Below are 22740 nucleotides of genomic sequence, written 5' to 3' on the forward strand. Positions count from 1 at the left end.
GTTTGTTTTGAAACATAAAAAAGTCCCTGTCATTAGACAGGGACGAATTTAATATCGCGGTACCACCCTGGTTATTGCCGCGAATGCACGCTTGCCGCCGCATTCAAAAGCAATCTCCTCGTATGGACGATAACGGGTCCTCCCGGTGAAGTTCGTTCACACTCCGAAAGTAGCTTTCGGCCATTCTTCGTCCCAAGAGCTCTTACAGCCGACGCCCTAGGGCGAAGAAGCTCTCTCTCTGATTGACGGGCTATGGCTTACTTCCTTCCATCAACGCTTTGCATGTAATAGTTGCTGCAACTGTCTAAAGTATATCGGCCAAAGGAACGTCTGTCAAATGGTCTTTCGCCTGACGTAATAAGCGAATATATGCTGGACGATAACTTTAAGCGCCGCGAAGACCGGAACCGCCAGAATCATTCCGACAATGCCGGCGATCTCTCCTCCGACCAACAGGGCGAATATGATCGCCAGCGGGTGGATATGGAGCGTGCGTCCTACCACCTGCGGAGACACGACATTGCCTTCAAGCACCTGGCATGCCATGTTGACGATGGCGACAAACAGCATCATTTTCATAGAGATTGTAGATGCGACGAGAAGGGCCGGAGCCGCGCCGAAGAATGGACCCAAATACGGGATAATGTTCGTAACGGACACAATGCTGGCGAGCAGCAGCGGATACGGAATCCCGATAATGATGTACCCGATATAAGCAAGTATGCCAACGATGATGCAGACGATAAATTGCCCGCGAATGTAGCTCCCGAGCGCCGTGTCAATATCCTTCAGCAGCCTGACGGCATGCTTGCGGTGCGACTTCGGAACGTAGGTAATAACCGTCCGCTCGAACAAATCGAAGTCCTTCAAAATATAAAAAGCGAGGAACGGGATGATAAAGGCGATAAATACCGCATTCACAACCGATCCGATATTGTTAATGAAATGGGATACGGTATCCGACAGCTTTTTCTCCATATGATAAATGGACTTATTCATCCCGTCCCGTATGCTGTCCGGCAAAAAGGACGTATTGTTCAGATCGGTCACTAGACTTTCCGCGCGATACGTCAGATCGGGAACGTGGCGGTTCAACTCGTCCATCTGTTCCTTGAACATCGGGATCACATTAACTAAAATAACGGCCAGCGCCGCGCAGAAAACGGCATAGATCAGCAGAACCGCTGCCGTACGCGGAACCTTCCGCTCATGCAGCATCGTAACGATCGGATTAAGCACGTAAGATACGATCATGGCGATAATAAACGGGGCGAGAATCGCTCTTAAGAACACGTAAATATGAAGAAAGAGAGGCTTCACGAGCAGCAGCAAATAAAGGGCAAGCAGCCCCATGATAATATAGACCAGCCATACAAACAGACGGCTCTTCGTCAATCGTTCCACCGTCTTCACCCCCGCTTGTTTCATTACCGTAAGCCGGTAGATTGGCAGAGCAATCTGCTTCAGTATATGTACAAGCGGTCCATTTCATCCATGAATACCTAATTCGTATTTATTCCGCTACGATCCAGTTCAACGGCTTACCGATTGATTCCGACCATTCCGCAGGGAGAGGCACCTCGCAAACAACCGTATCAAGCTGCGCCAGATCCGCGATTTTGTACAGCCGGTTTGCGCCGAATTTGCTGCTATCCGTAAGAATGATGCTTTGTTCGCTCTTTTGCATCATCGTCTGTACGAGAAGCGCACGGCTGGAATCAAAGCTTGTTATTCCCTGCTCCGGAGAGATGCCGTCAATGGAGATGAAAGCTTTGTTCACGAAAAAGTTCTCCATAAACTTCTCGGCAAGGGAACCGGATATCCGGTAATGCCTAGGGTCAATCTTTCCTCCGATAAAAAAAACGTCGCCCGAAAACATGTCTTTGTTCTGATAGTCCAAAATCATATTTAAACCGGAAATGGAATTGGTTATGATCGTCAGATTTTTTTTGTAGAGCAGATAGGGAATCATCTGAAGAGTTGTAGAGCCGTCATCGATAACGATCACATCATAATCTTCAACCAAGGCGGCAGCAGCCCGGCCGACCCGCTGTTTCTCCTCCACCCTTAACACCTCGCGTTTCAGATGGGAGAGCTCCTCGTAGACAAGTGTCATCTTTACCGCTCCGCCGTATACGCGTTTAAGCCGGTTTTCCGACTCCAGCTCCTCCAGGTAACGCCGGATCGTTTCCGATGAAACGCCGAACCGTTTCACCAGATCATTCGTCTGGACCTTCCCCGCATCATTGATGAGTTCCAGTATCTCTCTCTTTCGCTCTTCTCCAATTAGCGACATAGCTGGCACCCCCCTTTCCGATACATTATCACGATATCCTTATCTTCTTCCCCGAGAAAGGAGCAAACTCCTTCCGATGCGAGAACCGCTTGCTTGCTAGTTTGTGGATTTGATTGGTTCTATAGGGTAAAAAAAACGGCTTACCAGAACATCTCGTTATTGATCACTTGCAGCAGTCTCACGATATCCTCTTTGTAGATTTCGCCGATGTTCCCGATCCTGAACGTGTCGGCCGAGCTGATCTTGCCGGGATAGACAACAAAGCCGGCGGCCTTCAATTTGTCGTAAAGCTCTTCAAAGCTGAACCGCTTGCTGGACGGATAATAAAAGGACGTAATAATCGGAGAATGGAGCTCCTTCGGAAGCAAAGCGCAGAAGCCGAGCTGAGTCATGCCTTCCGCAAGCAGCTGCTGATTCGCCTTATACCGCTCATGGCGGGCGGCTATTCCTCCTTCGGCCTCCAGCTCGATTAAAGCCTGGTCAAACGCCCGCACCACATGGGTTGGAGAGGTAAAGCGCCATTTGCCTCCGCCCTTTTCCATCACCGCCCACTGATCATACAGATCGAGCGATAGCGAGCGCGCCTGGCCTTTGCAGGAGAGGAGCGCTTCCGTTCGCGCAATGACGAATCCAAAGCCGGGAACGCCTTGAATGCATTTATTTGCGCTGCTGATCAGAAAATCGATCTCCAGCTCCGCTACGTCAATAGGGATCCCGCCAAAGCTGCTCATCGCATCCACGATAAAGATCTTATTGCGGCCTTTAACGATTTTCGATACGTCGGCAATCGGATTCAGCATGCCCGTTGTTGTCTCGCAATGCACCATGGCAACGTGGGTAATATCCGGATCAGCCTGCAGGCGCTCCTGAACCGCGGCAGCTTTCACGCACTCCGTCTCGCCGAAATCTAGTACGGATGCGGAAATCCCATAAACAGCGGCCATTTGGGCAATCCGGTTGCCGTATGCCCCGTTGGTCAGCACCAGCAGCTTGCCGTCTTGCGGAACAACCGTGCCAATGACGGACTCCACGCTGAAGGTGCCGCTCCCCTGCATAAGCACCGATGTATAGGACTCGCACGAAGAGGTGGCGAGCTTCACCAGACGGGTTCGAATGCTCTGCACCAGCCCGTTATAATCCTTGTCCCAGGTACACCAGTCGCGGAGCATCGCTTCTTTTACCGTGTCCGAAGTCGTAAGCGGTCCTGGAGTCAGTAGCAAATAGGGGCGGTTCATGGGCGCTCCCCCTTCTCCAAACGAGCATTGATTTGTACGATGACGCTATCCAGCTCTCCGATTCGGTCAATGACATAATGGGCGCCTGCGGCCTGCAGTCTTGCCGCAACGGCTGCCTTGCGATCGGCCAATTCCGCTTCTTCGCACCCGGTTACTTCCTCCTCCGTCATGCCCAGCTCGCTGCTGCCTACGATTACGCCAACCGTCCAACAGCCGGCATTTACGCCTTCGAGCATATCGCTTACGGTGTCGCCGGCTTTGACAATGTGATGCATCGGATATACGCCAAGCATTTCCGCGTTCCGGTAGATCATCCATGGAGAAGGTCTTCCGGCAGAGACTTCCGTGGGCGTAACGAGGGTATCCGGCTCATAGCCTTGTTCCTTGGCCCCTTTGCAAACCACATCCATCATCGCTCTCGTATAACCGGTCGTGGAACCAATGGCGATCCCTTGACTGCGCAGTCTGCCCGCAAGCTCTACAGCGCCGGGTACCGGCGTTGCGTAATTCTTTAAGGTGCTGAACAGCAGCGGCTCAAAATCTGTGTACAGCTGATCGATATCCGCTTCGCTAGGCTTTCTTCCGTAAAGTCCTTCCCAAATACCCGCGATCCGCTCCATTTGGCACATCGCCGCGATATGGTCCCGCTTCAGCATGCCCATCGGCTGCCTAGCTTCCTCAACCGTAACCTGAACCCCTTTGCGCGCGAAAACCTCTACAAAAACGTTCAGCGGTGCAAAGCAGCCGAAATCGACCATGGTGCCTGCCCAATCCAGCATGACTGCTTTTATCATGATTCATCTCTCCTTATTGATCTCTGGTTTGCCAAGCTTGCGTTTTCTTCTTAATCTGATGGGTCACAGCTTCATAGAGCAGCCGTACCCCTATATTCGTCATTACAATCAAGGTCGACATGGCAGCTGCCGGGGCAATATCTCCCGCATCCTCCATATTTACAATGGAAACGGATGCTAGCTTTAAATCTGCCGCATACAGGAACATAACCGCGGACACGGTTACCATGGAGTTGATGAAGAAATACATCGCCATCTCCAAGACGGCCGGCAGACACAAGGGAAGCGTCACTCTCAGCAAGGTTTTATACCTTGGGACGCCCAAAGAGTCGGAGGCCGTTTCAATCTCGCGGTCCAGCTTCTTTAATGCGCTTGTTGCGGTAACAAAGGCAACGGAATAGAAATGCGCAATGTTTGCCAGCACCAGAATCCAGATGGTTCCGTAGATGCCATGCATCGGATTGCTTGCTTTGTTGAAGAAAAAGATGTATGACAGGCCAAGAACGATACCCGGCAGCGCCAGCGGAAGGATCGACAGGAAATAACCCGCCTGCCGGAGTACCGGCAAAGTCTTCGTCTTCTCAATCAAATAAGCGCCTACGAAAGTAACGGCCGTTCCGATTAGAGCCGTCCAGGCGGACATTCGCAAGCTGGTCCAGAATGGCTGCAAGCTGCCTCCCGCCACTTTGCTGAAATCGTAATGCTTCAAGGATAGCGAAAGATTGTAAGGCCATATCTTGATGACCGAAGCTGCAAAGACCGTCCCGATTAATAGCAGGATCATGCCCGATGCCGCGATACAGAAGGCTAGGAAAACACCGTCTCTCTTCCGGCTAGGCGATATACGGAACGGAACCGCTCTTGCGCTGATGGCATGCTGTCTGCTTGTTATAAACCGGTCGACGATAAAAGCTAGGATGGCGGGAAGAGTCAAAATGATGCCGACAGTCGCTCCCATCCCCATATTTTGCTGGCCGATAACCTGCTTATAAATTTCCGTAGCCAGCACATTGTAGCTGCCGCCGACAACCTGCGGCGCGCCGAAGTCCGTGAATGCCAGCGTAAAGCAGACAAAGTACGAAGAAATAAGTCCGTATTTCATATTGGGAAGAGTAATGGTGAAAAAGATTTTTCCTTTTCCGGCTCCCATTGTTTCGGCAGCTTCGTACAGATTGAAATCCGCAAAGCTTAAGGAAACGGCAAGAATGAGACAGGCTTGCGGGAAAGTGTACATGACCTCCGCCATAACAATGCCCGTTGGGCCGTACAGACCAATATCCCAATGGAAGGGCAAAGCTTCGAAAAAACCGGTCGTAATCATGCCTTGGTTGCCGAACAAGTAGGTTAATCCGATCCCAAGCATCATCGTTGGAGCGAAGAGCATGAGGAGCGATACCGTTTTGAAAAACATTTTCCCGGGAACATTCGTACGGGTAAGGGCGTAAGCGAACAGAAACCCCAGTACGACGGACAGGATTGCGGTCAGAGTCGAAACGTATACCGTGTGCTGCAAGGAGCTCAGCAATGCCGGCGTAGAGAAATAATCAATAAAGTTATTTAATCCGATATACTCTCCTTGTTTGTTCGTAACTGCCTTGCTGAACAGCGAGAACAACGGCAGAAGAATCATCACGCATAATCCCGCAAGCATCAGAAGCATTGCCATACGTTCAAACCAGCTGCCATTTCCCCGTTTGAGGATCATGGCTGTATGCCATTTCGCCGGTCTCATCCAACCACCTCAAGTCGCTCCCGGCGGTTTGCGCCAAAGTGTATCAAATGTTCCTCGGGCAATTGGATAAAGACACGGCGGTTTTTTTCAAGTTGATATTGCTTAACGATGGAACGGTTGACATCCGCCATAACTCCATTCGGGAAATAACGGTTCATCGGACCTTGCACCTTCATCGTTACCCGGTAGAAGGAGCCCCGGAATTCCAGACTTTCCATCACCGCTTCATAGCTTCCCGTCTCCTGTATAAGACCAAGCCTTACATGCTCCGGTCTAATCGCCAGCGTGTCTGCGCCATCCATAGGCTCAAAAAAGTTGACCGCACCGATAAAATCGGCGACAAACCGGCTGCTTGGCCGTTCGTAAATCTCTTCGGGGGCTCCGGACTGAATAACCTTGGCATTGTTCATCACAACGACCGTATCCGCCATCGTAAGAGCCTCCTCCTGATCATGGGTAACCATAATCGTCGTCATGCCAAGCTGCTCATGCAGTCTGCGGATCTCGAGGCGAAGCTTCTCTCTCACCTTGGCGTCCAGCGCGGACAACGGCTCGTCGAGCAGCAGGAAATCGGGGGATAAAGCAATCGCACGGGCTAATGCTACCCGCTGCTGTTGTCCGCCCGACAGCTGGGCGGGATACTTCGTCGCAGAGGACATAAGATCTACCATGCCGAGCACTTCCTCCACCTTGCTCTGCATTTGCTGCCTGGACATCTTTTTCTCCTTCAGTCCGTAGGCAACATTCTGGGCTACCGTTAAATTCGGAAACAGGGCATACGATTGGAACATAAATCCTACATTGCGCCTCGCGGGAGGCAAGGATGTAATATCCTTGTCCTCCACCAGCATACGGCCGCTATCCGGCGTTTCGAGTCCCGCAATCATCCGAAGCAAGGTCGTCTTGCCGCAGCCGCTTGGACCCAGCAAGCAGACGAATTCATTTTTTGGAATCTCGATGTGAATAGGCTCAAGCGCTGTAAACGATCCGAATGTCTTGCGGATGCCTTCTATAGATAGATAGCTCTTTGGCATAGAACCGTTGTCCTCCTTCGGATCAGCTTTTATTTCTTCTCGCTTTTGGCTTCATAACGCTTCGACCATTCCGCAAGCGTGGCGTCACGGGTCTCCGCGGCTTTGTTCAGATCAAGCTTGACCAGCTGGCTGATCGGATCCTTCGAGTAACCTTCCGGAATAACGGAAGAATCGGTCTTCATCGCAAGAATCGCGTAGTTCTCGTTGTATTTCTTCATAGGCTCTTCGGAGATTGCCCAGTCGAGGAACTCTTTTGCTTCCGGCTTGATGTTCTCTTTCTTCATCAGCGCATTGGCTTCAACATCCCAGCCCGAGCCTTCTGCCGGAAATACAACCTCTACCGGTGCTCCGCCCTTTTTCTCTTGAATCGCCCGGTAACCAAAGGAAATGCCAATCGGGTATTCCCCGGTGCCGGCCATCTTCGCCGGTTTGGATCCGGATTCGGTGTACACGGCAATATTTTGATCCAGTTTGTCCAGGTAGCTCCATGCTTCGCTGTCGCCCATCAGCTGCTGCAAGCCGTTAACCGTCAGGAAGCCCGTGCCGGAGGAAGCCGGATTCGGCATAACGATCAAACCTTTGTATTCCGGTTTGATCAGATCGGCATACGATTTCGGAATCTCAAGCCCTTTCTTCTTGAGCTCAGCCGTATTGACGGCGAACGCTGTTTCCCATGCATCGATGCCCACCCAGTGTGCCGGCTCTTTCTTATCTTTGAATTCAGGCTGGATGTTCTCAATTCCCTTTGGCGAGTAGCCTTCCAGCATGTTGTTCTGGTCGAGGACAAGCAGGCTTGTTGCGGCTGTTCCCCATACCACGTCGGCAACCGGATTATCTTTTTCCGCCAGAAGCTTTGCCGTAATAACCCCCGTTGAATCACGCACAATATTCACTTTCACATTTGGATGAGCGGATTTGTACGATTCAAGATAAGCTTGGATCTGGTCATCCTCGAGCGCGGTATAAACCGTAAGCTCCGAGTTCGCTCCGGCTGCCGCCTTGTTGCCATTAGCCCCTTGCTGTGCATTTGTATTGTTGTTACTGCCGCATGCTGTTAACGCAGAGATGATAAGTACTGTCGTAAGTGCTGCTCCTACCCACTTCTTCATAGTCTCTTTCTCCTCCACCTCATCGTAATCGCCTTGTTTTAGACATCTATAGCTTAGCTTGAGATTGTAAAATCAGTATTAAATCCATATTAATAAATTGTTTTTATTTGATTTTAGTTGGTTTTAGTTGTGTTTCAAACCAAACACCTATCATCAACCAGCTTATCTCTCCTTTGTTTGAACGGTATTATCGCAACGTAAAATAAGCGTCCTTCTTTGTATTCCCTTTGTTTTGGTTGGATTTCAGTCTATATAAACAGCAAAAAGGACGGCCATAAGCCGTCCTGAAGTCGTCACCTGATCTATAAAACCGCTAATTGATTTGAATTTGCGGCATTTCCTCTTCAAAGAACAAATCGTCGAGCGAACTCAGCGTTCCGTCCTCTTCCACTTGATAGACCGACATTTTCTCGCCGTTCACTGTCAGCTCTATAAAGCAGCCCCAGCAGTAGAACTGATGGGAACCGATTTTACCAATATCCTTTGAATTGCAATTGGGACATCTCATCATCTTTCATTTCTCCCTATTTATCGAATTGGAAGCTGCGACAGGCTCCAATTCCGCTTCACTGACAGCAGGAACGATAATCGCGTCTTCCCCGAGCAGCACGGCGTCCGGATCCTCCGGGGCCTTCAGCCATTTGCGCCCTTCCATCAGATCCGATATAAAGCCATCCGTAAGCTCATAGCCTACTATTTGTGTACCCTGAAACGGGTAAAAATAAACATCGGACACTCTTCCTAGTTGTATGCCTTGCACCGTTATCATAGGCAAATCCTTAAGCTTCACGACGCCGGTCTCAAAAGAACGTCCAATCTCGGCCGCTTTAACGGGCTTTACGGCGGATTCTCTTGAGATAAATACGGCATCTTCGCCGCAGGTTAATACTTCTGCCCATTCCACGGTTTTGACCGATGTCGCAAACCATTTCGCGCCTTCTACGATAAGGCCAATTAACCGCCAATGTTCATCGAACCAAGCGTCCTTGACAAAGCCGACTTGCTTGCCGGAATGAATGACAAGCACAGGCAGCCCGATTAATTGCTGGAGTTTGATCATGGCGTGCTCGGGGCCTCCTACTGATTGGTACGGATCCGCTCCACGATTGTCGCGATTTTGCGTGCAGCGTCTTCCAGTTCCTCCACAGTATTCCCCAAACCAAAGCTGAATCGTACAGCTGAATTCAAACGTTCCTCCGGAAGGTTCATTGCCTTCAGCACATGCGATCTTTCGAGCGAACCCGACGTACAGGCCGAGCCGCTTGCTGCGGCAATACCCTCCATGTCGAGGTTCATCAGCATCGTCTCCGTATCAATCCCGATAAAGCTGATATTAACGATGCTCGGAAGATGATGCTCCGCATTCCCGTTGATGACGATCTCCGTCGCCACGGGCAGCGCGGCTTTCAGCTTGTCTACCCATTCTGTACGAAGCTTCTCCAAGAAAAGTTGCTTGTTTTCGCGATTGTTCACACAAATTTCAACAGCTTTAGCGAAACCGGTAATGCCGGCGACATTTTCCGTCCCGGGTCTCCGCTTTCGCTCTTGCGATCCACCGTGCGCTATGGGCTCGAATGGCGTTCCGTTCGCCAAATACAAGGCGCCTACTCCCTGCGGGCCGTTTATCTTATGCGCGGAAAAGCTCATCAAGTCAACCGGAAGCTCGGACAGCCGGTATGGAACCGTCCCGAACGATTGGACGGCATCCACATGGAATAACAGGCCATGGACATGGGCAAGCTCGCCGATCTCCTCGATTGGCTGCAAAGTGCCGACTTCGTTGTTGCCGTGCATAATGCTGATAAGCCCCGTGGTTGGCCGGATTGCCGCGGCAATCTCGTCTACCGAGACGCGTCCCGTCTGATCTACCGGAAGGTAGGTCACTTCATAGCCCGCTTCAGCCAATGCCTCGCAGGTATGAAGAACGGCATGATGCTCCGCGCTTGATGTAATGATATGGGTTTTGCCCTTCTTCCTCATCGCCGCTGCCGCGCCGATAATAGCCGCATTGTCGCTTTCCGTTCCGCCGGAGGTGAAGATCAGCTCGGATGGCTTGCATCCAAGCGCGGCCGCGATCGAATCGCGAGCCTGGTTCACTCTCTGCTTCGCTGCGCGCCCGAAGGCATGCATGCTGGACGGGTTGCCGCCGGCTCCCGTCATCACTTCCAGCATCGCTGCGGCTACATCCGGATGCATTGGCGTTGTAGCTGCGTGGTCAAAATAATACTTTTGCATACGAATCCCTCATTAAATGTAGAACATGTAACTGTCGGCAACACCGGCATCCTGGTAATTCACCAGATCGGCCAAGGTTGTTTGATCAAGCACGCTTGCGATACTGTCGCGGATGCGCAGCCACAAATCGCGTTTGGCCGGATCATCCTCTTCCGTGAAATCCACCGGGGAAATCGGGCCTTCCAATATACGAATCACGTCACCGGCCGTAATCGTCTCCGGTTCCTTGGACAAGATATAACCGCCGTAAGCGCCGCGAATACTTTTTACGAGTCCGGCATTGCGAAGCGGTGCAACCAGTTGCTCCAGATAGTGCTCGGAAAGCTGATTGCGCTCGGCAATGCTCTTAAGTGAAATCGGACCTTCGCCGAATTTTCCCGCAAGCTCCATCATAATGGTGAGGCCGTAACGGCCTTTCGTCGATATTTTCATATTCGGGCACCTCTCTTAAGTAGTAGTTGTTCCATTCGATAGCGCGTATGTTAGCGTATTGTTTGTTATAATTACGGGTATTCCCATATCATATCTATGTTAACACAACCTTTTGCGACATGCGAGAAAAGGATTGACTTTTCATGAAAAAGTTTCTCGATTATGTTACAATAGTACGAAGTCCGTCTGCGGGAATACGTCTTGCGCGGGCGGTCTTAGAAGCGTGAAGAACAAGGTGGTGCGCGTGATGGTAAAATCGAAGCAAGAAACACGCGTCGTTGTCGGGATGTCCGGCGGAGTTGACTCCTCCGTAACGGCTCTGCTGCTCAAGCAGCAAGGCTATGACGTGGTTGGCATATTTATGAAAAACTGGGATGACACCGATGAATTCGGTCATTGCACAGCGGAAGAGGACGCTGAGGATGTACGCCGGGTTTGCGACCAGATCGGCATTCCTTATTATACCGTAAACTTTGAGAAGCAGTATTTCGATAAAGTATTTACTTATTTCCTCGATGAATACAAGCGCGGCCGGACGCCTAATCCGGATGTGATGTGCAACCGGGAGATCAAATTCGGCGATTTCCTCAAAAAAGCGAACGAGCTTGGCGCCGACTATCTGGCAACCGGCCATTATGCCCGGGTTGAACGGACCGAAGACGGCGAGACCAGACTGCTCCGAGGCGTTGACGGCAATAAGGATCAAACCTACTTCCTGAGCGCGCTGAATCAAAAGCAGCTCGAGAAAGCGATGTTCCCGATCGGGCATCTGCCTAAGCCGGAAGTGCGCCGCATTGCCGAAGAGGCCGGTCTTTACACCGCGAAGAAAAAAGACAGCACGGGCGTTTGTTTTATCGGCGAGCGCAACTTCAAGGAATTCCTGAGCGGTTATCTGCCTGCCCGCCCCGGCGATATGGTTGATATCCGTTCCGGCGAGGTAAAAGGACGCCATGACGGCCTCATGTATTATACGCTTGGCCAACGGCAAGGCCTTGGAATCGGCGGATCGGGCAACGGCGAGCCTTGGTTTGTGGCCGACAAGGATCTGGAGCGCAATATTCTGTACGTTGTGCAGGGCGAATCCCATCCTAGTCTGTATTCCACGGGACTTACGGCAAGCGGCATGAATTGGATTGCGCCTCATAGACCGGAAGGCACCTTCCGCTGCACGGCGAAATTCCGTTACCGCCAGCCGGATCAAGGCGTGAGCGTAACGCTTCAGGCTGACGGCACCGCTGAGGTTGTATTCGACAATCCGCAAAAAGCGATTACGCCGGGCCAAGCCGTTGTCTTGTACGATGGCGATGTATGCCTTGGCGGCGGCACGATTGATGTCGTTCATAAGATTGACGAAGCCGCGTTTGAAGCTTTGGCCAAATAAATGAAGCAAGCCCCCTTGCCGCATGGACAAGGGGGTCTATTTTTTCCTCATGAATGTCCCTCCGCTTTACCTTCCGGGCCCGATTTCCCGTTCCATTTGCCCTGCTTTGTTTGCGTGGTCAGCTTCTGTACCTGAACGCGGGAAATCCGCAAATGATCCGTTTCCTCGATAATAAACGCATATTCCCCGCCATAGTCGATCCGCTGCCCGCTTGTCGGCGGAATCTCGATCTGGGAGTACATCCAGCCGCCAATCGTATCGTAATTGTCGCTTTCGATATCCATGCCGAAATAACTGTTCACTTCCTCGATCAGCATCATTCCGCTGATAGAGTAGACGGAATCGTCCCGCTTCTCGATCTCCGCCCGCTCTTCGTCAAACTCGTCCTGGATCTCTCCTACAATCTCTTCCATGATATCTTCCAGCGTAACAAGACCGGATGTCCCCCCATATTCGTCGATGAGTATGGCGATTTGCGCTTTCCTCTTCTGCATCAGAATGAGCAGGTTGCTGATTTGCATCGAATCGGGGACCGTTGTAATCGCCCGCGTAATCTGACGGATATCGGTCAGGCTATGCGTCGTGTCCTTCAGCAAATCTTTTATATGAATAAACCCGATAATGTTGTCCTTGTCATGATCGCAGACGGGATATCTCGTATGCATCTCGTTTAACGCGATTGCCTTGTTGTCTTCCAGGGACAGATGAACATACAGGCAGACCATCTCCGTGCGCGGAATCATAATCTCGCGGGCATTGGTTTCGGCAAATTCAAATATATTATCCACCAGCGTCAGCTCGGTATTGTTGATCAATCCGCTCTTATGACTCTCTTGCATGAGGATGCGGATCTCTTCCTCCGTATGGGCGGAATGCTGCTCGGATGCCGGCTCGACGCCGAATCGCTTCAGGAGCTGGTTCGCAAGACCGTTCAAAACCCAGATAAAGGGATACATTAGCTTGTGGAACATGATAAGAGGCATTGCGGTAAGCAGGGTTACGTTTTCCGCTTTGCGAATGGCCAACGTTTTGGGGGCGAGTTCACCGAGGACAATATGGAGGATAGTAATAAATAAAAAAGCGATAATGAAGGAAATCGAATGAATCCATACCGGATTGCCCCAGCCAAGCGCAAGAAACCACGGCTCGATCAAATCCTTGATCGCCGGTTCCCCGATCCAGCCAAGACCAAGCGAGGCCAGTGTAATCCCCAGCTGGCACGCAGACAAATAAGCATCAAGATTGCTCGTCAAATGCGAGGCAAGCTTCGCCCGCATATGACCCTCGGCCGCCAGCGTTTCAATCCGGGTGCCCCGGACCTTGACCATGGCGAATTCCGCGGCAACAAACAAACCGTTCATGAACACCAGGAAAACGATAAGAACCAGCTGCATAACCATCGGAAGCGGATCACTCAATACAGTCCCCTGCAGCCGTGCGACCTGCACAGCAGCAGGTGCACCTCCTTCGAGAAGGGAATTTGCGATTCAGTAAAGATAGGGTAATTCAAGTTTATTCCGTGTAAACCTTGCATTATGACGATTTATTGCCTTCGAATATTGTTCAAAAAGGCAAAGCCGAAACGAATCCCCGATCTGTTATAATGACATCAATTAATCCAATAAACAAAGGGGAATTTCCTAATGAAACGTATCCTTTTTATCTGCCTGGCCGCCCTCTTCTTGCTGCCGGGTATCGCAATGGCCCATTCCAAAATTACCGTATCCACCCCTGCCAAGGAGGAGACCGTTACCGTCTCCCCTGCCGAGATTTCCATGACCTTTAATACCGAAATCGAAAAGCTGAGCCAATTCAAGCTGCTCGATGAATCCGGCAAACCGGTCCCGACCGGTGATATTGCGGTAAATAAGGCGACCATGAGCGGCTCGGTAACCGAACCTCTAAAGAATGGTACTTATACAGTAAAATGGACCATCATCGGGGCTGACGGACACGCGGTTGACGGTGAATACGCCTTTACGGTGAATGCCGCGGAAGCTGCGTCTTCCCCAGCACCGGAAGCCACTTCAACTCCGGCAGAGTCGCCTTCTCCAGGCGCCGAGGTTACGGAAGCACCCGATGCAAGCGCATCCGCGGATGACAACGCCTCAGAGGAACCCGCACCTGCAGCTCCGGCAGAGGACGCAAAGGCTGAATCCGGCAAAGACAATGGCGTAAACACCGCGATCTGGATTATTGCCGGCGTTGTTGTGGCTGCAGCGGTTGTAATCGTAATCCGGAGGGGGCGCAAATGAGTTATGTCAGCGAGGCCCTTCTCTATGTCTGCTTCGCCATACTGACCGGAACGTTTATCCTGCGGGTTGTCCCTGAGCATAGACGTCCGGACATCCATGCGCCGAACTGGCTTCTTCTCGTTTGCGCGCTTGCCATTCCGGTACTCGAGTATGTGCCCATTCATAATTCTGCAGTGCTGTTTGCCAAGGATACGGACGTTACTTACGGTGAAATGGTGAAAAGCATCCTGCTCGAGCTGAACAACGGCAAGGCCTGGATCTGGTCGGCTGTTGCTTCCGTTGGCCTGGCTTTCCTGATTGGCCTGCCCTCCTTCCGCAACGATAAGCATATGCCGAAGGTCAGCTTGTTCATTATGTTCCTGTTAATTCTCTGGCTTGGTTATGCCAGCCATGCGACATCGCTTTACGGCACCAAAGGCTGGCTTGTCCACTCCGCCCATTTCCTTGCCGTAACCGTGTGGATTGGCGTGCTGTTGATTGCCAGCTGGTTCTCCGCGAGCAGCCGTAACTGGGAGGCTTTCCTGGCCTGGTTCTCGCCGCTTGCAATCGGCTGCATGCTGATTACTTTTATCGCCGGCATTACGCTTATGACCTTTACTACGCCGCAGTACGTGAATTCGTGGATGCTTCCTTACGGGCAGATGCTTCTGCTGAAGCATTTGCTCCTTGCGCCGCTGCTTTTATTTGCTTATACGAACGGTTTTGGGTACCGAAACAAGCTAAAGGAGAACAGCGGCTTTAATCCCCTCCCGTGGCTCAAAGCGGAGAGCGTCATCGCCTTGCTGCTCTTTATCGTCACCGGAGTTCTGGGCCAGCAGACGCCTCCCCATAACGTGAAGGAAACGCTGCAATCGGTCTCCCCTTCCAAGCTGTTCACGACGGTCTACAACGGACATTTCAGTCCGGATCTGTCCTTGAAGCTTTCCATCGGGCTGGACAGCATTCTTATGCTTGCCGCAGCTCTCGTCATGATCTACGGACTCATTCAGATGTACAAAGAAAACAAAATTTTACCGGCTTTTGTTATGGGATTGCTCACGACGGTATTTGGTTACTTTGCCTTGATGTTCGGCATTGGTTAAAATGAACCTCATTTATAGCCTTCGAATACAAAATCGTGATTACATTCGAATAGATAAAAAGAAGCTCCCCGTTCGCCAAGGCGAATGAGGAGCTTCTTTTTATGAACATAACTATTTCGAGAGCTTAATGCCATAGTTATCGGCAAGCTGATCAAGCATCAGGTTAGCTGCTTTAATGCCGCCTGCCGTATTCCAAATCGCGTCGTCTACCCGGTAGGCATGGCCTGCTTTTACCGCGCTGAGACCTTTCCAGATCGGATCGTTCGTCCACTCCTGCTCTTGAGCGGAGCCTTTGCCGTCACCCGTATCGTAAGTGAAATAGAAGATCCGGTCCGCATCCGCTTCCGGAAGACGTTCCTTCGTAATTTCGTCGGCAAACGTTTCCTTCGAATTCAGCGTCATCTCGTTGCGTGCCAGTCCAATCTGAGCCGCGATAACGCCGGAGAAGGTATCCGTATGATAGACCCTTGTTTTTCCGCCCATGAAACGGACAAACGATACGGTTTCCTTCAATTTGTCACCGGCTTGCGCTTTGAAATCTTCAATGCGGGCGTCAAAGTCGGCAATCAGCTTATTGCCCTCTTCGGTTTTGCCAAGCGCTTCCGCGTAAAGCTTGAAATTATCCTTCCATGCGCCGCGAAGCGTTTCCGCTTCTACCGTTGGCGCGATAGCTTTCAGCTGTTCATAGATTTCTTCATGTCTCATTTTGTTCGCAAGAATAAGATCCGGCTGCAGTCCTGCGATAAGCTCCAGATTCGGCTGGCCTTCCTCGCCTACTACTTCTACGCCTTCCATGTCCGCCGCGATATGGTCGTACCACGGATTGCCCGTAAACGATTTAACAGCGCCAACCGGCTTCACGCCAAGCGCCAATACGGCTTCCGTCCCTTCGTTCGTTAACACAACAACCCGCTTCGGCGTGCCTTTGATCTCGGTCTCGCCCATTGCGTGCTTCACGATGCGAGTCTCATTCGAAGCGGACTGCTCCGAATTTACTGCTTGGTTGTTGGAAATATCCGATCCTGCATTATTATTGGAATTCGATCCGCAGCCTGCTGCCAGAACGGCGATAATGATCGTGCAAAGCGCAAGCCAGATTGTTTTCTTGCTTTTAGTAAACATAATAACGTGCCCCCCCCGTTGATAATATTTCTCACTTGCAACAATATAAAAGAAAATAACGGCATAGTCAATGAAAATTTTGAGAACGATTCTCATATTCATTGACAGTCTATTGACTTGTCCATTAAACTTCACTAGGTACATATGTTTTGTAAGTTGTCATCCGAGAAAAAGGAGTCCGTAATCAGCTATGAGACTAACAGGATTCATTATATCCCTCCTGCTCCTTGGAGCAGCGATTATATGCAGCATTGCATTCGGCATAACGGATATTCCGCTTGCAACTGTCTTCGATGCCATCTTTCATTATCAGCCCGCTAACCAAGAACATCTGATCATTCAGACGGCAAGGGTTCCACGGGCTCTAATCGCGGCAGCTGCCGGTTCCAGCCTGGCTGTGGCAGGCGCCCTGATGCAGGTTATCACACGCAACCCGATTGCTTCGCCAAGCGTATTTGGCGTCAATTCCGGAGCTTCCTTTATGGTTGTTGTTGCATCCGGCTGGCTTGGCATTAACGGCATGCAGCCTCTTACTCTTCTTGCCCTGCTTGGCGCGGCAATCAGCGGCGCTATCGTATTCGTCCTTGGCAGCGTTGGGCGAGACGGTATGACACCTGTGAAAATCACGTTGGCCGGCGCTTCAATCGCCGCATTCTTCGCGTCGCTCACCCAAGGCTTTATGCTCTCCAGCGGCAAAATGTTCGACCAGGTGCTTGTCTGGCTTGTTGGCTCGGTTGCCGGCCGCGACATGCATATGCTCGTCAGTGTACTGCCTTACATGGCGGCTGGCCTCATCATTGCCATGGCACTTTCCCGTCATTTAAACGTCCTTGGCATGGGCGACGACATTGCCCAGACACTCGGCCAGCGGACCGCGGTTGTGAAATGGCTCGCTTCCGCCGCGGTTATTCTGCTGGCGGGCGCATCGGTTGCCGTTGCCGGCCCAATCGCTTTCGTGGGTATCATTATTCCGCATATCGTCCGTTATTTCGTTGGCGCGGATTATCGCTGGGTTATCCCTTATTGCGCCGTTCTCGGCGGCGTACTGCTGGTGGCAGCCGACATCGGCTCCCGCTACATCGCAATGCCGCGGGAGGTGCCGGTAGGCGTTATGACTGCCGTAATCGGAGTGCCTTTCTTTGTTTATATCGCCAGGAAAGGAAGACAGACATCATGAGCAAATACAAGACGGTCCGGCTGAATAGCCCCAAGTTGTCCTATCTTCTCGAACGCAGAACATTATGGACGACGCTGATTCTGCTCCTGCTATGCGCTGCCGGCGCTATCATCAGCACAGGAATCGGCAGCCAGTTCATCTCGCCGCTTGACGTGGTGAAATCGATTATCGGCAAGGGCAGCGCCATGCATGACGTTATCGTATTAAAGCTCCGGCTGCCGCGCATCGTAATTGCCATGCTTGTTGGAGCGGCCCTGGCTTCCGCCGGCGCCGTGCTGCAGGGATTGATCCGCAATCCGCTGGCTTCGCCCGATGTCACCGGAATTACGGAAGGCGCATCCCTTGGCACGGTCCTGTTTCTCTTTTTCCTTGGCGGCCATGTCTCGGTACATTGGATGCCCGTAGCTGCAATTCTCGGCGCTTACGCGGTCACGTTTATCCTGTATGCGTTGTCCTGGAAAAACGGTGCTTCGCCGCTCCGTATGGTTCTCATCGGAACCGGGTTATCGGCAGCGTTCAAGTCCATTTCTTACATGTTTATCATTTCCAGCCCTTATTTCCTGGCGAACCGGGCAATGACCTTTATGACAGGCAGTATTTACGGCTCTTCTTGGGTAAAGGATGTTTATACGCTGCTTCCATGGCTGATTGTGCTGCTTCCCGCGACTTGGCTGATGGCCCGCCATCTTAATGTTCAGGCGCTTGGGGATGAGGTTGCCGGCAGTGCCGGAGCTCATGTGCAGAAGCACCGGTTTATCCTTCTGCTGCTAAGCGTATCGCTCGCCGGGGCTGCCGTTGCGATTGGCGGCGCAATTGCTTTTATAGGACTGATTGCCCCGCATATGGCACGGAAGCTTGTTGGTTCGTCCTTTGGCGGCCTGCTGCCGGTCAGCGCTTTGATTGGCGCAATTTTATTGCTTGTATCCGATCTGGTGGCCCGGACCGTATTCGCTCCGCTTGATATACCGGCCGGCGTCTTTACCGCGGCTATCGGCGCACCGTTCTTCTTATTTATGTTATATCGCCACCGCAACCATTAATTAAGCAGGAGGAAGTCAACCATGAGCATGCTTGAAGCGAAAGGAATTTCCCTTTCTTACGGCGGAGCATCAATCTTTGAACAATTAAATCTATCCATCCCCGATGGTAAAATAACCGTCCTGATCGGAAGCAACGGCTGCGGCAAATCCACGCTTTTGCGGGCTTTGTCCAAGCTGCTTAAGCCAACAAAAGGCGAAGTGAAGCTTAACGGCAAAGATCTGTCGTCTATACCGGCCAAGACTGCCGCCAAGCAGCTTTCCCTGCTCCCGCAAGGTCCCATTGCTCCGGAAGGACTTACCGTGCTGCAGCTCGTGAAGCAGGGCCGTTATCCTTACCAGACCTGGCTGCAGCAGTGGTCAAAGGAAGACGAAGAGGCCGTGCAAGCCGCCTTGCGCGCAACCGGAATTGAGGAGCTGGCCGAGCGTTCCGTGTCCTCCCTCTCGGGCGGGCAGCGTCAGCGGGCTTGGATCGCCATGACATTGGCGCAGCAGACAGGCATTATCCTGCTGGACGAGCCAACCACCTATCTGGACCTGACGCATCAGATCGAAGTGCTTGACCTTCTCCAGGAAATGAACGAGCGGGATGGCCGGACCATCGTTATGGTTCTGCACGACATTAACTTAGCCTGCCGGTACGCCGATCATATTGCTGCCGTCAAGGACGGCGCCATCTATGCGCAGGGAGCGCCTTCCGAAATTGTTGACGCAACGATGATTGAGGACGTGTTCCATCTGAAATGCGATGTCATTCGCGATCCGCTCTATGACACGCCAATGATTGTGCCCCATGGGCGGAGAAAAGCGAAGTAACTCCGAGGGATAACATGACAGGGGATAGTGAATCGTTACGCCATGGACAGGTATATCTCCTTCCAGCCGCTGTTGTTCTCCCTTTTCCTTATCCGAATGTTTATGGTTGAAAAGGGAGAACAAAGGCGGGCGCTCCGCTCTTCCATGAGATATACCTTTACCCCGCCGCCATTCACTTTTTATAAGACAAAAGAGATAAAGGACCACTAACCGGGTCCTTTTTGCTTTTCAAAAAAATAAGGGTTGATGTAGGTATGAATTTGATTAATAATGAAGGTTAGACGATTTTTAAAGACACAAAATATGTATATTTATGCATACAATCTATTTTGAAAAGGATTATTGCAGATGAATTCTCGAAGGCAACTTCTATTTTTAGTAACTTCCTTTATTATATTGAGTATTTTAACTTGCTCAAAACTCGTTCTAACCTACTTCTCGACGGGAAACGCAACACAAACGACTTTGGCCAAGCAGTATATTACCATTGCCAAAGATATGGCGGACGGGCTGGATAAATCCGCGTACGAACAATTTCTGCAAACCAAGCAGCCGGATTCCGCAATTATTCAATATCTCGAGGAGTACCGTTCCCGAATCCATGCTTTGTACGTTTATACGCTGCAACTGGATGACACGGATGTAGCCAAGGTTATGCTGTCGGCGGTTCCGACGGCGGCCGAACTGCTGCCGATAGGTTCTCCCTGCACCGTGCCGTCCAAACAGGTCAATCAGGCGAAAGACGGCTTGGCGTATTATACAGACATCATTAAGGACGAGACGCATGGCGTTTACCTGTCGGTTGGCGTGCCTATTGTAAGCGAGTCCGGCAAGCTGCTCGGCGTGATGGCCATCGATATTGACGCAAGCCAGCTGGAATCGATCAGCCAGGAGGTCATCAATAGCAGCAAGGTTATTTTCACCATCGATATTCTCTTTGCGGTATTGCTGCTGCTTGCCTTCTTTGTTCTTAGAAAATGGCATAAGACACGGCTCAAGCAGGATCTTTACGAATCCGAACAGATTTATATTTCCGAGATGGGAAAAGTCATCGACTCCATCAAGTCCAGCCGTCATGACCGAATGAACCACTTGCAAGTTCTCCATGGCTTGCTAACCCTGAAGAAGTACGACAGGGCGACGGATTATTTGAAGGAGCTTGCCGGCGACTCCAAGGCGCTTGATCTATCGATGAAAGTGAATAATCCCGTTATCTTGATCTTGTTCCAGAGCAAATGGGAGCTGGCGCAATCCAAAGGCATTGAGATGCAGTTTGAAACGGATTCCGATGAATTCAGCAAAATCGAATCGATGGATCTGGTCAAAATATTTTCGAACTTGCTCGACAATGCCATTGAAGCTGCCGAGGTTTACGAAGGCAAGCTGCCGCGGCGCATTCTTGTCGCCTCCCGCTCCAAAGGCGGCAAAACCGTCTATACGGTAGAAAATCCGGCGATTCTAAACGCGAAAGATCAGAAGCACCTGTTCCACACCGACGGTTATACAACCAAAAAAAATCCGAACGCGATGCGGGGCAACGGGCTGTCGATTATTACAAAGACGGTACATAAATATAACGGCGATATCCGTTTCCGTTACGATAACGAAACCGCAAAAATTCAAATTACGATTTAAGCAAAGAAGAGGACCTTCCGGCGAAGGTCCTTTTTCCTGTTATTTTTTCCGCTGACGAAGCTCCTGGTTCTGGCGGATTTTTCCTTCCATCCCCTGCTCGGTCGCTTTGTAGATCGTGACCCCTTTTAAGTTGTCCGGCAAATATTGCTGATTCACATAATGGCCGGGGTAATCATGAGGGTACTTGTAGCCTTCGTGACCAAGCTGCTGAGCGCCTTTGTAATGCGTATCCCGCAGATGAAGCGGCACCTCGGCTTGTCCCGCACCATCGATAACCGCCATTGCTTTGCCTATTGCAACCGCTGCCGCATTCGACTTTGGACTCTCGACGGCAAACAATATAGCCTGGGCAATATTGTACTTCGCCTCCGGCCAGCCGATTTTATGGTACGCGTCCATGGCGGTTACCGCCTGCACCATCGCCTGCGGATTGGCAAGACCGATATCCTCGCTGCAAGCAACGATAAGCCGCCTGAGGAAAGTCATCGGATCCATGCCAAGCTTCTCGACCGCATAAAGGAACCAAAATAAGGCGGCATCGCTCGAGCCCCGGATACTCTTATGAAACGCCGACAGAACATCATATTGCGTCGACATATCCGCCCGGACGGTTGGCTTCCGGATCGATTCCTGCGCAACCTCCATCGTAATTCGGACCGAGCCGTCCGGCTCCGAAGGCGTTGTGACCGCCGCAAGCTCCAATGCGTTCAGCGCTCGGCGAATATCGCCGCCGGCCATAGCCGCGATGTGATTCAGCGCCTCCTCCTCCGCATGAAGCGTCATAAAGCCAAGCCCGCGTGTCTTGTCCGTTAGTGCCCGCTTCATTGCTTCAAGCGCATGCTTTTCATTGAGGGGCTCCAGCTGGAACAGCGTTGAGCGGGACAGGAGCGCCCCGTTTACATGATGGAACGGGTTCTCCGTTGTAGCCCCGATAAAAACAATAATCCCCTGCTCAACGGCCGGCAGCAGCGCATCCTGCCTCGAGGTATTAAACCGGTGAACCTCATCGAGGAACAAAATCGTTTTTTTGCCGTACATCAGCTTGTTTGTCTTCGCCGTGTCGATGACTTCCCGTACGTCCTTCACCGATGCGTCTACCGCGTTCAGCTTGACGAACTCCCCTGCCGTACGTTTAGAGATAATATTGGCGAGCGTGGTTTTGCCGCAGCCCGGAGGGCCGTACAGCAAAATCGACGATACCTGGTCGCCTTCGATCGCCCTGCGCAGCAGCTTGCCCGCTCCAATGATATGTTCTTGCCCGATATAGTCATCCAGCGTCTCCGGCCGCATCCGGTCGGCAAGCAGTCTTGCCCGCGGCGTCTCCGCCTCCTGATAGGAGAATAAATCCATTATGAAGTCACAACCTTT

21 protein-coding genes are annotated in these 22740 nt (G+C 51.4%); 7 read left to right on the plus strand and 14 right to left on the minus strand.

The features are described from left to right. Positions 1-333: 333 nt before the first annotated feature. The 11 genes from WFK81_RS00165 to cymR form a co-directional block, all read right to left on the minus strand. Positions 334-1404: an AI-2E family transporter gene (locus WFK81_RS00165; protein ID WP_336785450.1), complete on the minus strand. Its 1071-nt coding sequence runs from the start codon at positions 1402-1404 to the stop codon at positions 334-336. Between the two features lie 109 nt (positions 1405-1513). Further along, complete coding sequence (locus WFK81_RS00170) at positions 1514-2296, minus strand: DeoR/GlpR family DNA-binding transcription regulator (protein WP_336784456.1); 783 nt, start codon at positions 2294-2296, stop codon at positions 1514-1516. Positions 2297-2436: 140 nt separating this feature from the next. After that, positions 2437-3531, minus strand: a complete 1095-nt coding sequence (phnW, locus tag WFK81_RS00175) for a 2-aminoethylphosphonate--pyruvate transaminase (RefSeq protein ID WP_336784457.1) — start codon at positions 3529-3531, stop codon at positions 2437-2439. Then, positions 3528-4325: a phosphonoacetaldehyde hydrolase gene (gene phnX, locus WFK81_RS00180; protein WP_336784458.1), complete on the minus strand. Its 798-nt coding sequence runs from the start codon at positions 4323-4325 to the stop codon at positions 3528-3530. The genes phnW and phnX overlap by 4 nt, the downstream gene beginning before the upstream one ends. 13 nt (positions 4326-4338) lie before the next feature. After that, entirely contained in the window at positions 4339-6057 is a 1719-nt protein-coding gene (locus WFK81_RS00185; RefSeq protein ID WP_336784459.1) for a putative 2-aminoethylphosphonate ABC transporter permease subunit, read from the minus strand. After that, complete coding sequence (locus WFK81_RS00190; protein ID WP_336784460.1) at positions 6054-7091, minus strand: ABC transporter ATP-binding protein; 1038 nt, start codon at positions 7089-7091, stop codon at positions 6054-6056. The genes WFK81_RS00185 and WFK81_RS00190 overlap by 4 nt, the downstream gene beginning before the upstream one ends. A gap of 29 nt (positions 7092-7120) precedes the next feature. Next, complete coding sequence (locus tag WFK81_RS00195) at positions 7121-8200, minus strand: putative 2-aminoethylphosphonate ABC transporter substrate-binding protein (protein WP_336784461.1); 1080 nt, start codon at positions 8198-8200, stop codon at positions 7121-7123. 313 nt (positions 8201-8513) lie between these two features. Beyond that, positions 8514-8711, minus strand: a complete 198-nt coding sequence (locus tag WFK81_RS00200; protein WP_015845916.1) for a hypothetical protein — start codon at positions 8709-8711, stop codon at positions 8514-8516. A 3-nt stretch (positions 8712-8714) separates the two neighbouring features. Beyond that, positions 8715-9260 carry a PRC-barrel domain-containing protein gene (locus tag WFK81_RS00205; RefSeq protein ID WP_336784462.1) on the minus strand — a complete coding sequence of 182 codons (546 nt, stop codon included), beginning with the start codon at positions 9258-9260 and terminating at the stop codon, positions 8715-8717. 17 nt (positions 9261-9277) lie between these two features. Continuing rightward, complete coding sequence (locus tag WFK81_RS00210; protein WP_336784463.1) at positions 9278-10435, minus strand: cysteine desulfurase family protein; 1158 nt, start codon at positions 10433-10435, stop codon at positions 9278-9280. A 12-nt stretch (positions 10436-10447) separates the two neighbouring features. Further along, positions 10448-10867, minus strand: coding sequence for a cysteine metabolism transcriptional regulator CymR (gene cymR, locus WFK81_RS00215; RefSeq protein WP_015845919.1), 420 nt, complete (start codon positions 10865-10867; stop codon positions 10448-10450). 223 nt (positions 10868-11090) lie between these two features. Here cymR and mnmA point away from each other — a divergent pair, with 223 nt between their 5' ends. Further along, the gene (gene mnmA, locus WFK81_RS00220; protein WP_336784464.1) at positions 11091-12248 is read left to right on the plus strand and encodes a tRNA 2-thiouridine(34) synthase MnmA; all 1158 of its coding nucleotides are present in this window, start codon (positions 11091-11093) and stop codon (positions 12246-12248) included. A 47-nt stretch (positions 12249-12295) separates the two neighbouring features. On the opposite strand, the gene WFK81_RS00225 is transcribed toward mnmA, so the two are convergent. Further along, positions 12296-13648 carry a hemolysin family protein gene (locus WFK81_RS00225; RefSeq protein ID WP_336785451.1) on the minus strand — a complete coding sequence of 451 codons (1353 nt, stop codon included), beginning with the start codon at positions 13646-13648 and terminating at the stop codon, positions 12296-12298. 243 nt (positions 13649-13891) lie between these two features. Here WFK81_RS00225 and WFK81_RS00230 point away from each other — a divergent pair, with 243 nt between their 5' ends. Together WFK81_RS00230 and WFK81_RS00235 are read left to right on the plus strand one after the other, a co-directional pair. Next, on the plus strand, positions 13892-14503 hold the full coding sequence (locus WFK81_RS00230) for a copper resistance CopC family protein (RefSeq protein ID WP_336784465.1): 612 nt from the start codon (positions 13892-13894) through the stop codon (positions 14501-14503). After that, positions 14500-15585, plus strand: a complete 1086-nt coding sequence (locus tag WFK81_RS00235; protein WP_336784466.1) for a copper resistance D family protein — start codon at positions 14500-14502, stop codon at positions 15583-15585. The genes WFK81_RS00230 and WFK81_RS00235 overlap by 4 nt, the downstream gene beginning before the upstream one ends. Before the next feature lie 111 nt (positions 15586-15696). On the opposite strand, the gene WFK81_RS00240 is transcribed toward WFK81_RS00235, so the two are convergent. Further along, a complete protein-coding gene (locus tag WFK81_RS00240) occupies positions 15697-16707 on the minus strand; it encodes an ABC transporter substrate-binding protein (protein WP_336784467.1) in 1011 nt (336 codons plus the stop codon). 190 nt (positions 16708-16897) lie between these two features. On the opposite strand from WFK81_RS00240, the gene WFK81_RS00245 reads away from it, so the two are divergent. From WFK81_RS00245 to WFK81_RS00260, 4 genes are all read left to right on the plus strand, one after another. Further along, a complete protein-coding gene (locus tag WFK81_RS00245; RefSeq protein WP_336784468.1) occupies positions 16898-17884 on the plus strand; it encodes a FecCD family ABC transporter permease in 987 nt (328 codons plus the stop codon). Then, positions 17881-18924 carry a FecCD family ABC transporter permease gene (locus WFK81_RS00250; protein WP_336784469.1) on the plus strand — a complete coding sequence of 348 codons (1044 nt, stop codon included), beginning with the start codon at positions 17881-17883 and terminating at the stop codon, positions 18922-18924. The genes WFK81_RS00245 and WFK81_RS00250 overlap by 4 nt, the downstream gene beginning before the upstream one ends. Before the next feature lie 21 nt (positions 18925-18945). Next, entirely contained in the window at positions 18946-19737 is a 792-nt protein-coding gene (locus WFK81_RS00255) for an ABC transporter ATP-binding protein (protein WP_336784470.1), read from the plus strand. 396 nt (positions 19738-20133) lie between these two features. Continuing rightward, positions 20134-21372, plus strand: coding sequence for a GHKL domain-containing protein (locus WFK81_RS00260; protein ID WP_336784471.1), 1239 nt, complete (start codon positions 20134-20136; stop codon positions 21370-21372). Positions 21373-21411: 39 nt separating this feature from the next. Here the strand turns inward: WFK81_RS00260 and WFK81_RS00265 are convergent, their stop codons facing one another. Further along, entirely contained in the window at positions 21412-22722 is a 1311-nt protein-coding gene (locus WFK81_RS00265; RefSeq protein ID WP_336784472.1) for a replication-associated recombination protein A, read from the minus strand. Positions 22723-22740: the final 18 nt, after the last annotated feature.

The sequence above is a fragment of the Paenibacillus sp. MMO-177 genome (assembly GCF_037147795.1).
Lineage (GTDB): Bacteria > Bacillota > Bacilli > Paenibacillales > Paenibacillaceae > Pristimantibacillus.

Bases quoted from the DNA above. Each gene is read 5' to 3' on its own strand.
- cymR (WP_015845919.1), bottom strand. From the start codon at position 10,867: ATGAAAATATCGACGAAAGGCCGTTACGGCCTCACCATTATGATGGAG.
- WFK81_RS00190 (WP_336784460.1), bottom strand. From the start codon at position 7,091: ATGCCAAAGAGCTATCTATCTATAGAAGGCATCCGCAAGACATTCGGA.
- WFK81_RS00225 (WP_336785451.1), bottom strand. From the start codon at position 13,648: ATGGTTATGCAGCTGGTTCTTATCGTTTTCCTGGTGTTCATGAACGGT.
- WFK81_RS00200 (WP_015845916.1), bottom strand. From the start codon at position 8,711: ATGATGAGATGTCCCAATTGCAATTCAAAGGATATTGGTAAAATCGGT.
- WFK81_RS00230 (WP_336784465.1), top strand. From the start codon at position 13,892: ATGAAACGTATCCTTTTTATCTGCCTGGCCGCCCTCTTCTTGCTGCCG.
- phnX (WP_336784458.1), bottom strand. From the start codon at position 4,325: ATGATAAAAGCAGTCATGCTGGATTGGGCAGGCACCATGGTCGATTTC.
- WFK81_RS00235 (WP_336784466.1), top strand. From the start codon at position 14,500: ATGAGTTATGTCAGCGAGGCCCTTCTCTATGTCTGCTTCGCCATACTG.
- WFK81_RS00205 (WP_336784462.1), bottom strand. From the start codon at position 9,260: ATGATCAAACTCCAGCAATTAATCGGGCTGCCTGTGCTTGTCATTCAT.
- WFK81_RS00195 (WP_336784461.1), bottom strand. From the start codon at position 8,200: ATGAAGAAGTGGGTAGGAGCAGCACTTACGACAGTACTTATCATCTCT.
- WFK81_RS00185 (WP_336784459.1), bottom strand. From the start codon at position 6,057: ATGAGACCGGCGAAATGGCATACAGCCATGATCCTCAAACGGGGAAAT.
- WFK81_RS00210 (WP_336784463.1), bottom strand. From the start codon at position 10,435: ATGCAAAAGTATTATTTTGACCACGCAGCTACAACGCCAATGCATCCG.
- WFK81_RS00265 (WP_336784472.1), bottom strand. From the start codon at position 22,722: ATGGATTTATTCTCCTATCAGGAGGCGGAGACGCCGCGGGCAAGACTG.
- WFK81_RS00240 (WP_336784467.1), bottom strand. From the start codon at position 16,707: ATGTTTACTAAAAGCAAGAAAACAATCTGGCTTGCGCTTTGCACGATC.
- phnW (WP_336784457.1), bottom strand. From the start codon at position 3,531: ATGAACCGCCCCTATTTGCTACTGACTCCAGGACCGCTTACGACTTCG.
- WFK81_RS00250 (WP_336784469.1), top strand. From the start codon at position 17,881: ATGAGCAAATACAAGACGGTCCGGCTGAATAGCCCCAAGTTGTCCTAT.
- WFK81_RS00245 (WP_336784468.1), top strand. From the start codon at position 16,898: ATGAGACTAACAGGATTCATTATATCCCTCCTGCTCCTTGGAGCAGCG.
- WFK81_RS00255 (WP_336784470.1), top strand. From the start codon at position 18,946: ATGAGCATGCTTGAAGCGAAAGGAATTTCCCTTTCTTACGGCGGAGCA.
- WFK81_RS00170 (WP_336784456.1), bottom strand. From the start codon at position 2,296: ATGTCGCTAATTGGAGAAGAGCGAAAGAGAGAGATACTGGAACTCATC.